Below are 11,367 nucleotides of genomic sequence, written 5' to 3' on the forward strand. Positions count from 1 at the left end.
CCCTGTACGGAGCCACCACGCGCCCTGCTACCGATGAGTACCGAAGATATCCTGCCGGTCTCCCGCGGCATCGCCCGGGACGGGTGATTCCCGCCACGGTACACGCTAGGCTGCAACGTGTTTCAGTCTCTGGTTGCGGAGCGGCCCCGATGACCACACAGCACCAGGACGCCGCACCGGTCCGGACCGCGCGTCAGCGGGAACGGCGGCGGCGCATCCTCGACTCCACCGCGCAGCTGGCCTCGGCCGGCGGCTTCGACGCGGTCCAGATGCGAGAGGTCGCGGAATCCTCCCAGGTGGCTCTCGGCACGCTCTACCGCTATTTCCCCTCCAAGATCCACCTGCTGGTCGCGGTGCTGCACGACCAGCTCGAGCAGTTGCACGCCACGCTGCGGGAGCGTCCTCTGGAGGAGCACGACCCGGCGGACCGTCTCGTGCGGACGCTGCGGCGGGCGTTCCGGGCGCACCGGCGCGACCCCCGGCTGGCGGAGGCGATGATGCGGGCCCTGCTGTTCGCCGACCGCTCCGTGCAGCGGGAGGTGGTGGCGGTGACCCGGCTGACGACGGCCCTCCTGATCGACGCGTCCGGACTGCCCGCGGAGGAGGCGGACCGGCGGCTGAGCGCGATCCGGGTCATACGGCACACCTGGCATTCCACTCTGCTGAGCTGGCTGAGCGGGCATTCCACTCTCGCCGAGGCCCAGGCCGATATCGAGACCGCCTGCGGACTGGTCTCCCGCGCCCCCTGACGGCCAGGTCCGCAACCCGCCCCCTTTCCACTCCCGTCGGGTACATGATCCCCGCGGGCCCCACAAGTGCGCACGAGCCGTTCGCAGCGCCCCCTCCGCGCTCCCGTGCATTCGCCGAGATGCGCCAACTCGGCACCATCCGGCCCTGGTGCGTTCACGATGGATCGGGGAACTCCGGGTACCCGGTCAGCTGGGCGTGCGGGGGCTCGGGCCGACAAAGGGAGAGAAGTGATCCGCTTACTTCTGATACACGACGCGCACTTGCTGAGATCTGCCCTGGTGTCGCTGCTGGAGGGCGAGCAGGACATCAAGATCGAGGCGACATCCTGGCGCGGCGCACTCGACGAGAAGGGCTTCCAGGGGGTGGATGTCTGCATGGCGGACGCGGAGGGGGACGGACTCGAACGCCTCTCCGCCGTCCGCGGCACCGGGGTGGACGGCGGGGGGGGACGGATCACTGGTCGTGCTGGCGCAGGCCGGCAAGCCGGGGCTGCTGCGAAAGGCGGTCTCGGCCAAGGCCCTGGGATATGTCAGCAAGGACGCCTCCCGGGACCGGCTGCTGACCGCGATACGGCAGGTCGCCTCCGGCCACCGGTACGTGGACGAAACCCTCGCGGTGGACTTCCTGCACGCGGCGGAGGTACCGCTCACCCCCCGGGAACTGACCGTGCTGTCACTGGCGGCCGAGGGGGCTCCCGTCCCCGAGATCGCCCGCACCCTGCACCTGACCCGCGGCACGGTGCGCAACTACATGGCCGCCATCACCCGCAAGACCGGTGCCCGCAACCGGATCGACGCCATCCGCATCTCCCAGCGCGCCGGCTGGCTGTGAGTGGCCGCCCGCCAGTTCCCGGTAGCTGTCGCACTCGCGCAGCAGCTCATCGTGTCTGCCGTATGCCACCCGCGGGCCGTCCAGCAGCAGGACGTGGCCGGCCCGCCGGGCGGACCCCACACGGTGGGCGACGACAACGAGCGTGGTGCCGGGCCTGGCGGCGAACGCCTGTTCCGCGCGGGCCTCGGCCACCGGATCCAGATGGCAGGTCGCCTCGTCCAGGACGATCACCGGGGCCGGTGAGAGATAGGTCCGCGCAAGGGCGAGAAGCTGGCGTTCGCCCGCGGACAGGGCGGCCGGATCGACCCGCGCGTCCGGGCCGCCCAGCCGCCGGATGAGTTCGTCCGCTCCGACCGCCGCGGCCGCCGCCGTCAGGGCCTCCCCGGGCACCGGGCGACCGGCGGGGCACAAGTAGACCAGGTTCTCGCACACCGTGCCGGAGAACACGTACGCCTCCTGCGGCACCAGGGCACGCAGCCGCACCAGCTCCCGCGCTCCGGCTGCGGCGAGCGGGACGCCGCACAGGCGCACCTGCCCCTCCTGGGGGACCAGCAGCCCGGCCGCGAGCTGGGCCAGCGTGGATTTCCCGGTGCCACTGGGGCCCACCACCGCCAGATGGCCGCCCTGTGCCACGGTGAGATCCAGGGCGCGGAGGACCGGTTCGGCACGGCCGCCGTAGCCGAAGGTGACCCGCCGGAACTCCAGTGCACCGGGTCCGTCCGAAACCGGGCAAGGTACCGTCGCCCGCCGGAGCGGGCCTCCCGGGGGCGGTGCCGCGGGCGGCGCGGCGACCAGCGGGAGTACTCCGGGGCCGGGCGGATGGTCACGGAGCCGGCCGATCACCACCGCCAGCCGGGCACCGGCCCCGCCCAGACCGTGCACCAGGCTCTGCAGGGCCGGCAGCAGCGACTGCGTCAGATAGGTCAGCGCCCCGACCAGGGCTCCGGCGGTGACGCCCCGGGACAGCAGCCACGGGGACGCCAGCAGGAGAAGCAGCACCGGCATCCAGCCTCCGAGTGCCAGCGCGGCCACCCGGGTGACCGTCCAGCGGGCCAGCGCCCGGTGCGTGCGGTGCCCGCGCTCGATCCGCCGCCGGGCCCGCTCGTTCATCCGGTCCTCGGCCCCGGCGGCGGTGATGTCCCGCAGACCGGCCGCCGTCTCCCCCAGAGCGGCCGCGATCTCCTCGTCCGCCACGAGATACGCCCGCTGCCTGCGGGCCAGCGGGCGCAGCGACCAGGCGAAGACCGCCAGGCCGGCCAGCAGCGGCGGCAGCACCACGAGCAGCAGCACCGGGGCCAGCCACAGCAGCCCCGCGAGCGCCCCGGCGGCCGTGAACAGGAAGTTCTGTGCGATCAGGATCAGCCCGGCGAAGCTGTCCCGGGCGATCTCCACCTGGTGGGTCACCCGGGAGACGACCGCGGTGCCGTCCGGCCGGGCGCCGCTCACCGCCTGGCGCAGCGCCCGCGTGGCGACCTGGCGCACCAGGCTGTCCCGCAGGGGTTCGGCCAGGGCGGCCACCGCCCGGAACACCCGGCCGGAGCCGACCGCGCCGGCCAGCACGCCCAGTGCGGCCACGCCCAGCCAGGCCAGCCCGGCCGGAGCGTCGCCGGCCAGGAACCCGTCGTCCAGCGCCCGGGCCAGCCCGTAGCCGAGCAGGAACGCCTGCGCGGATTCCAGCAGCGACCAGCCCGCCACCGCCAGCACGGCGCGCGGCCGGCGCCGCAGGAAGCGCAGTCCCGCGCGGGCCAGGGAGGGATGGTCGGCACCTGTGGCCATGTCAGTTCCTCCACACCGCTCGGTAGTCCGCGCGCCGCCACAGCTCGCGGTGCGGCCCCACGGCCCGGATCCCGCCGTCGTCGAGCCAGGCCACCAGGTCGGCGCGGTCCGCGGTGGCCGGGCGGTGCGCGATCACCAGCCGGGTCCGGTCGCCGCTGTCCCGCGACAGGGCGCGCCCGACCCGCAGTTCGGTGACCGTGTCCAGGCTGGAGGTGGCGTCGTCCAGGATCAGCAGCCGCCCGCGGTGGGCGAAGGCCCGCGCCAGGCCGAGGCGCTGTTCCTCACCCCCGGACAGCGGTGCCCGCGCGCAGGGGGTGTCGTATCCCTCGGGGAGGGTCCGGACGAAGCCGTCCGCGCAGGCCGCGCGGGCCGCGGCGGTGACGCGTTCCGGCGATGCCGGGGCCGGCCCGAAGCCGATGGTGCCGCCGATCGTGCCGCCCAGCAGCGCGGGGCGGGCGAAGGCGTAGCCGATCTCGCGGCGCAGCGCCGCCCGGTCCAGTTCCCGCAGCGGGACGCCGTCCAGCAGCACCTCCCCCGCGTCCGGGTCGGCCAGCCGGCCGGCGACGGAGGCCAGCAGGGACTTGCCGGAGCCCGAGCGGCCCACCACCGCCACGGTGGTGCCGGCGGGAACGGTCAGGCAGAGGTCGCGCAGCACCGCGCGTCCGCCGCGCCGCACGGTGACGCCGCGCAGTTCCAGCCGGCCGGTTCCGGGTGGCGTCTCCCGGTCGCCGTACCGGACGGGGGGCACCTGGAGCACCTCGGCGATCCGCCCGGCGGCCTGCCGGCTGCGGACGAGGGCCCCCAGGTGGCCGACCAGCGCGCCCGCCCCGGCGGCCAGTGCCGCGTAGCGGGTCGCCGCCAGCAGGGCGCCCACGCTCAGCGCTCCCGCGGTCAGCAGCAGTCCGCCGACGGCGACCACGACAAGCAGCAGCAGCGGCACGAGGGCGGCGGCCTGGGCACTGGCCCTGCCCTGCACCCGCCACAGCCGGTGCCCGTGATCGCTCAGCCCGGCCAGCGGTTCCAGCACCCGCCGCCGCTCGCGCTCCTCGGTACCGGCGGCCGCGACGGTCCGGGCGCCGGCCAGCGCCTCCACCAGCCGGCCGGCCAGATCGCCCTGGACGCGCTGGTAGCGGGCGACGCAGTCGGCGGTGGAGCGGGCGAAGGACCGCAGCAGCAGGGCGAGCAGCGGCGCGCCGGCGAGGAAGGCGAGGGCCAGCCGGTAGTCGATCAGGGCCAGTGCGGCGATGCCGCCCAGCGGGGTGAGCACGGCGGCGACGGTGGTGGCCGCGGCGGCCGGTCCGGCGCCGGCGTGACCGGCGTTGACGGTCGCGCGGGTCACCAGGTCCCCGTGGGTGAAGCGGGCGGCGCCGGCCGGGCCGATGGCCAGCACCCGGCCGGTCAGCAGGCCGCGCAGCCAGGCGGTGGTCCGGGCGTCGGTGGTGCCGGTGAGGACGGTGCGGACCGCGTCCAGTGCGACGCTCGCGCAGATCAGGGCGGCGCAGACCAGGGTCCAGCGGGTGGTGGATCCGGCCGCGTCGCCCCCTGCCAGCAGCAGGTCCAGGGTCCGGCCGAGCGCGGCGGGCAGTGCCAGGGCGACGGCGGCTCCGGCCGTGGTCAGCAGGCACAGGGCGGCGGCCCTCGCGGTGCTGTGCCGGGCGGCTGACAGCAGCAGCCGGTCGGCGGGGCGTGCCGGGTGCGGCATGTCTCCTCCTCCGGCCGGGCCCCGCGGGCGGCCGGTGCGCTCGGTGCGGCCGGCAGCGGGTGCGGTTGTCCGGCACGGCGGTGCGGTGGCGGGCGGTGGCCCGGTGGACGCGCGGAGCCCGCGGCCCGCGTGCGGTGTGACCGCACGGGACCGCGGGCCGGGCCTGCGGATGGATCAGCAGGTGATGACGCTCAGACCGCTGTCGCCGCACAGGAGGAGGCTGGCGTAGCTCGGGTTGGAGCCGCCGCCGCCGTACTCCTCGGAGGTGTCCATCGTCTGCAGGTCGAGAAGAGCCATGGTGATGTCCTTTCGGATTCTCATGAGGTGACCGGGATATTCACTTGTTCACCCTCGTGGCGCGAGGGTGGCTCTGGGGCTGCCGGAGGCGGCAGGAAGGGGAGTCGCACGGTGCCGGGCCGCCGGGCGGCGCCGAGCGCCAGCAGGCAGCCCGCCGTCCCCGTGGCCAGGTCCATCGACAGCCGCATCATCTGGTCGCCGGGGAAGGCCAGTCCGCCGCCGTAGGGCAGCGTGTACCAGGCCAGGTCGGCGATCTGGGCGTCGAGGTGACCCGGGGTCGCCCCGGGGGCGGTGGTGCGGCTCAGGTGCAGGATCATCCCTGCCCGGCCCCGGAAGAGGCCCGGCTGGGCGTAGAAGCGGGAGCGGGCGGCGGGCAGAATCGCGTCGCGGGCCGCGGCCAGTTCCTCGTCGGCGCGGTGGGCGAGGAAGTCGTCGATGACCATGCCGATACCGACGCTGCCCTCCCCGACGTACGGCATCCGGCGGGTCTTCTCGTCCACCAGCAGGGTGCCGTGCCGGTCTGCGACGCAGCGGGCCAGGTCCTGGCGCAGGGCGGTGGCCGCCAGGTCGAGCAGCGCGGTGTCCCCGGTGCGCTCGTACAGGCGCACCATCAGCAGGGCCGGCCCGGCGGCACCGTGCAGGAGGCCGGCCCGCCCGCTGCTGCCGCCACGTGTGATCCGGGCGGCGGCCAGTTCGGCGGCGGACAGGGCGCGGGCCCGCAGCGAGGAGTCGCCGGTGGTCCCCGCGAGGTGGTCGAGGACCAGCCCGATGCCGGCGAGCCCGCCGAACAGCTCCTCCGGCAGGTGCCGCCAGCTGCCCTCCGGCAGCCGCTCGGCCAGGTCCAGAGCCCGGTCGGTGTGGCCGAGCCGGTCCAGGGTCCAGGCGACGCCGAGCAGGCCGTCGTACAGACCGACGGGGGTGGCCCGCGGCGGTTCGGCGGCCTGCCGCAGCAGCCACTGCTCGCCCTCCGGGAAGCGTTCGGCCCCGGTTTCCGCCAGGGCGTACAGCACGCCGGCGGCGCCGTGCGCCAGGCCGAGTCCGCCGCCTTCCGAGAACTGGGCGATGTCGCCGGGGAAGAGCCGGTCGTCCCGCTCGGGGGTGGCGGAGGCCAGGATGGCGCGGACCATCGCGTCGCGGCTGCGCGGCCAGTCCCCGGGCTCCACCGGTGCCGGGCCGTCCGCCGCGGACCGCTGCTTCCCGGCCGGGCGGGCACCGGCCGGCCGGACGTCGCGGCCCTCGATCTCGGCGACCGCCTCGTCGAGGAACTCCCGCGGCACGTCGGGGAACTGCGCGGCGGCGAGGCCGGCGAGATGTGCGGCCTTGCCGCGGTCGATGGCCAGCAGCGTGGTCAGCGGCAGGAACAGCGACAGCCTCAGGCACGCCAGGGCGTAGCGGTCGACCTCCTTGCCGATGCGCCCGGCGGGCGCCAGATAGCCGGGGTGGGCGACGATCTGCCGGGTCTCGTTGCCCGGGTACGAGGCGGACTCGAAGTCCAGCAGCGCCACGGACTTCTCGTCGGGCGCGACCATGATGTTGAACATGTGCAGGTCGTTGAAGACGACGTCGCGCTCGTGCAGGGCCGCCACGGCCTCCTCCACCGCCCGGTGCATGTCCAGTGCCCAGCGGGTGTAGGAGGCCAGTGCGGCAGGGTCGGGGGTCTCGGATATCAGCGGGTGCCGCTCGGCGAAGAAGGAGTTGAGGGTCCGGCCCGGCAGGTGGTCCATCACCAGGAACTGGTGGTCGCCCAGCGCGAACCAGTCCCGCACCCCGGGCACCACCGGCAGGCCGGCCAGCCGCTCCAGCGCGCCCTTCTCCCGTTCCAGCCTGCTGATGGCGTCCACGCCGTCGGCGGCCAGGCCGGCATACGGGCGGGCCTCCTTGAGCACCACCCGCTCACCGGTCCGGGTGTCGGTGCCGGTGTAGACGCCCCCGCCGTTCGAGAAGTGCAGGGCACGCTCGATCCGGTAGGGAAGGTCCGACGTGGTGGTGGCGTTGCGGGCGTCCAGTTGCGGCTTCAGGAACTCCGGCAGGGGCACCCACGGAGGGACGGAGAAGGTGGGCGCCCGCAGATCGGGCACCAGCTCGCCGTCGGCGTTCTCGATGGCGGGCACCAGGTTCCCCGAGCCGTCGTCGCACAGGCGCCGGGCGAACGCGCCGTAGCGCACGAACAGCGGGCCGCCCTGCCAGCGCAGATCGGTCAGGATGTACGGACCCGGCTCCCCGGCGAGGGCGTGACCCAGCTCGGTGAGGACGGTGTGCAGCTGCTCCTCGCCCGCCGGGTATATGGTGGCGAATTTTCCGCTGCTGTCCCGTCCGGCGTACTTGGAATTCCGCAGGTACAGCAGATTCCGGCTGGGCACGAATTTGAATGCGATGCCCCGGGGCACGCAGTAGTCCCAGATTTTCGCCGCGACCGTGTCCGCGTTGTCCAGGCACGCCGAGGCGTGAATCTTCCAGCCCTGCCGGGGAAGCGTGCCGGCATCAGGGGTGATCTGCAGCCAGTCCCCGCTGCGGCCGCTGCTCCAGCCGGCCGGGACGGAACGCCGCGCGGTGTCCAGCAGCGCCTCGCGCCGCCGCGATTCCTTTTCCGCGGCGGACCACCGCTGCGGCGTCTCGTAGAAATTCTTGTCCACGAGACAGAAGGCTTCGTACCGCTTGTCCATTCCTCCCCCTTCGGGTGACCGGAACCGACGATTCCACGTGACCGGGGAAAGGGAACAGTCGCAGTTGTCACGACCTGGACATGCGTTACGCATGGTTCCTCGCGGTGACGGAGGTGCGGGCGGCCGGAGGAGGGTATGACCCGGGCGGACGGCAGACCGCATCCGACCGGCAGCGCACGGTGACAGCCGTGGGCGAGAAGGGACCGCGAATCCGTGGACGAGCAGCTGGCGAACCACTACGCACACCGCGCCGACTCCTACGACACCACCTGGGGCCACCGCCCCGACTACCTCGACTGGATGGAACACCGCATCCACCGGCGGCTGGCCCTGCGGCCCGGACTGCGCATCGCCGACATCGGGGCCGGCACCGGTCTGTTCCTGCGCCGGCTGATGCGGCACGCCTCCCAGGACACCCCGGTGGTGTGTGCCGACCCCTCCCCCGCCATGCTCGGCCGGCTTCCGTCGGACCCCAGGCTGCTCCCGGTCCGGGCCACGGCCGAGGAGCTCGCCACGGGCACGGTGGGGCTGCCGTGGCCGGCCCTCGACGGAATCGTGATCAAGGAGGCGGTGCACCACTTCTCCGCGCTGGACCGCACCCTGGCCGGGCTGGCCCGGCTGCTCGTACCCGGCGGCCGGATCGTCGTCGTCACCCTTCCGCCGAAAACGGGCTACCCCCTGTTCGCGGCGGCCCGGGACCGGTTCGCCGCAAGACAGCCCGAGCCGGCACAGATCGCCGGCGCCCTGGAGCAGGCGGGCCTGCGCACCGTCCTGGAGACGGACGCCTATCCGGTGCGGATCGACCGCGAGGAGTGGCTGAAGCTGGTCGCGGGGCGCTGGATGTCCGTGCTGTCCTCCTTCCCCGACGGTGAACTGGACGCCGGGCTCCGGGAGATCGCCGAGCGGTACCCAGCCGGTGAGCTGGCCTTCGACGACCGCTTCGCCTTCATCACCGGTGAGCGGCCCGCCGGGCAGGACCGCGGCTGAGGGCAGGGCCCGGAGGCCGGCCGGAGGGCGGCGGCTACAGTGACCCCCAGCAGTACTTCCGCGACCAGGGGAAGCCGGTGCGATTCCGGCGCTGACCCGCAACCGTGAGCGGGCCCGGCCTCCGCCGGGGCCCGCGAGCCGGAGCACCTGACCGCGGGAGCGCACTGGCTCCCGGAGCCGGACCGTGCCGCCCGTCGGCCGGCCGGCCCCCGGCACCGTCGAGGTATACGGAGCTGAGCCCGGTGCCGCCGCAGCACGAACGCTGTGGTGGTCAGCCGCGCCCGGCTGACCAGCACAGCGAAAGGCATCCGATGAACCTGCGCCGCAGCGCGACCGCCCTGGGAGGTGCCGCCCTCCTTGTGATCACGGCGGCCCCGGCCGTCCTGGCCGAGGATCCCCCGCCGGCCCCCGAGGAGCTCTACGGGGAGGGCGACCCCAGCTTCGACGGGGTGTGGCGGCAGTCCCTGGCCCTGCTGGCGCAGGACACCAGCGGGTACACACCGGCGCCCGAGGCCGTCGAATGGCTGGCCGGGCAGCAGTGCGAGGACGGCTCCTTCCTCTCCTTCCGCGCCGACACCGGCGTGCCCTGCGAGGACGTCACGGCGGCCGACACCAATGCCACCGCACTGGCCGTGCAGGCGCTGGCGGCCGTGGGCGGACAGGACGAGGCCGTTGCCGCCGCCGACGAGTGGCTGCGGAGCATGCAGAACGAGGACGGCGGCTGGGGCTACAGCCCCGGCGGCGCCACCGACTCCAACTCCACGGCCGTGGTGATCGGTGCCCTGGCTGCCGCCGGACAGGACCCGGACGGGGTACGCCGGGACGACGCGTCCCCCTACGAGGCACTGGCCGCCCTCCAGCTGGGCTGCGAGGCGGACCAGGAGGAGCGCGGCGCGTTCGCCTGGCAGCCCGACGAGACCACCGGTGACCTGTTCGCCAACCCCGCCTCGACGGTGGACGCGGTACTCGCCGCCTACGGCAGCGGCCTGGTCGTGTCCCCGGACGTGGAGGGCGACCCGGTGCCCGTCTCCCCGCTGGACTGCGGGGACGAGGACGGGGACGAGGACACGCCGGACACCGAGGGCGAGGACGCCGAGGACTCCACGGAGGAGAACGGCGAGGACGAGTCCGGCGGCCGGGAACCGACCGCGGGGCAGTCCGCCGCCGCGGGCGCCGCACACCTGGCCGCGCTGCTCGCGGAAGGGGACAACCACCTGGTCTCCTCGCTGCCCGGCGCGGAGGACCAGCCGGACTTCGGCGGCACCTCCAAGGCCGTGCTCGCCCTGGCCGCGGGCGGCCACGGGGACGCCGTGCGGGGCCCGCTGGAGTGGCTGGAGGCCAACCACACCGCGTGGGACGGGCTGGAGTCCTCCCCGGCCGCGCTGGGCCAGCTGGTGCTCGCCGCGCACGCCGGGGGCGCCGATCCGGCCGACTTCGGCGGCACCGACCTGATCGGGCAGCTCAACGCCCTCGGCCCGGCACCGGAGCAGGACGAGGACGGCGCGGCGGACGGCGCCGGCGAGGAGGAGAACGAGGAGGCCACCGGCAGCGGCGTGCTCCTGTGGATCCTGGGTCTGGGCCTCCTCGCGGGTGTCGTCATCGGTGTGCTGCTGACCCAGCGCAGGAAGAAGCGGGACAGCTGATGCGCCGTCGCTCTCCTGCCGGCGGCGGATCGCGGCGGACAGCCGCCGGCCTCCTCGCGGCCTCGCTCCTGGGCGCCGCGGCCGTGTCGGCCGCGGCCCCGCCGGCGCACGCCGGGGAGGAGGCACCGGCCGGCTACCGCTACTGGTCCTTCTGGCAGCAGGAGAGCGACGACGGCCGGTGGCGCTACGCCACTCAGGGCCCGGGCACGCTCCGCCCCGCGGACGGTTCCGTGCTCGGCTTCCGGTTCGCCGTCCAGACCAACGCCGCCGACGCCCACCGGCCGCGCGGAGAGACCCGTTTCGAGGAGATCTGCGGCGGGACCGAGCCGGACGACGGCTCCAAGCGGATCGCCTGGGTCATCGACTTCGGCACCCCGGAGGACGCCCCGGCGGGCGAACGGCCGCCCGGCGGGCGGACCGAGTGCTCCGTCGTCCCCGTGGACGCCACCGCGGCGGAGGCCCTGGCGGCGAGCGCCGGTCCGCTGCGCTACAACACCGACGCGCTGCTGTGCGCCATCGCGGACTACCCGGCGCGCGGCTGCGGCGAGCAGGTGACCGGGGCCGGCAGCGACGACGACGGCACGGACGACACGGGCGCCGCCCCGGATCCGGGCGGCGGGCCGGTCGCGGTGATCGCCGGCGTCACCGTGGTCGTCGTGCTCGCCGGAGCCGCCTGGTGGCGGTCCCGGCGCCGGGACCTCTGAGCCGGCGGGAGACG

General features: G+C 74.7%; 8 protein-coding genes and 1 pseudogene. 5 read left to right on the plus strand and 4 right to left on the minus strand.

Annotated features, from left to right (window positions below):
• Window positions 1–149 precede the first annotated feature (149 nt).
• Both ABD299_RS04645 and ABD299_RS04650 read left to right on the plus strand, forming a co-directional pair.
• Window positions 150–749, plus strand: coding sequence for a TetR family transcriptional regulator (locus ABD299_RS04645; protein WP_344259057.1), 600 nt, complete (start codon window positions 150–152; stop codon window positions 747–749).
• Window positions 750–1,116: 367 nt separating this feature from the next.
• A pseudogene (locus tag ABD299_RS04650) lies at window positions 1,117–1,497 on the plus strand (LuxR C-terminal-related transcriptional regulator); the annotation flags it as partial.
• Here ABD299_RS04650 and ABD299_RS04655 read toward each other — a convergent pair.
• From ABD299_RS04655 to lanKC, 4 genes are all read right to left on the minus strand, one after another.
• Window positions 1,423–3,357 (minus strand): ATP-binding cassette domain-containing protein, encoded by a 1,935-nt coding sequence (locus ABD299_RS04655; protein WP_344259059.1) that lies wholly within the window; start codon window positions 3,355–3,357, stop codon window positions 1,423–1,425. The pseudogene ABD299_RS04650 and the gene ABD299_RS04655 sit on opposite strands and share 75 nt — an antisense overlap.
• Window position 3,358: 1 nt before the next feature.
• Window positions 3,359–5,059: an ATP-binding cassette domain-containing protein gene (locus ABD299_RS04660; protein ID WP_344259060.1), complete on the minus strand. Its 1,701-nt coding sequence runs from the start codon at window positions 5,057–5,059 to the stop codon at window positions 3,359–3,361.
• 174 nt (window positions 5,060–5,233) lie between these two features.
• Window positions 5,234–5,356, minus strand: coding sequence for a SapB/AmfS family lanthipeptide (locus tag ABD299_RS04665; protein WP_344259286.1), 123 nt, complete (start codon window positions 5,354–5,356; stop codon window positions 5,234–5,236).
• Window positions 5,357–5,376: 20 nt separating this feature from the next.
• Window positions 5,377–8,019, minus strand: a complete 2,643-nt coding sequence (gene lanKC, locus ABD299_RS04670) for a class III lanthionine synthetase LanKC (RefSeq protein WP_344259062.1) — start codon at window positions 8,017–8,019, stop codon at window positions 5,377–5,379.
• 213 nt (window positions 8,020–8,232) lie between these two features.
• Between lanKC and ABD299_RS04675 the strand changes: the two genes are divergently transcribed.
• The 3 genes from ABD299_RS04675 (at window position 8,233) to ABD299_RS04685 (ending at window position 11,353) form a co-directional block, all read left to right on the plus strand.
• On the plus strand, window positions 8,233–9,006 hold the full coding sequence (locus tag ABD299_RS04675) for a class I SAM-dependent methyltransferase (protein ID WP_344259064.1): 774 nt from the start codon (window positions 8,233–8,235) through the stop codon (window positions 9,004–9,006).
• A gap of 311 nt (window positions 9,007–9,317) precedes the next feature.
• A complete protein-coding gene (locus ABD299_RS04680) occupies window positions 9,318–10,649 on the plus strand; it encodes an SCO2321 family membrane protein (protein WP_344259066.1) in 1,332 nt (443 codons plus the stop codon).
• Window positions 10,649–11,353 (plus strand): SCO2322 family protein, encoded by a 705-nt coding sequence (locus ABD299_RS04685; protein WP_344259068.1) that lies wholly within the window; start codon window positions 10,649–10,651, stop codon window positions 11,351–11,353. Before ABD299_RS04680 ends, ABD299_RS04685 begins: the two co-directional genes overlap by 1 nt.
• Window positions 11,354–11,367: the final 14 nt, after the last annotated feature.

Origin of the sequence: Streptomyces sodiiphilus, from assembly GCF_039529215.1 — a bacterium.
Classification (GTDB): domain Bacteria; phylum Actinomycetota; class Actinomycetes; order Streptomycetales; family Streptomycetaceae; genus Streptomyces; species Streptomyces sodiiphilus.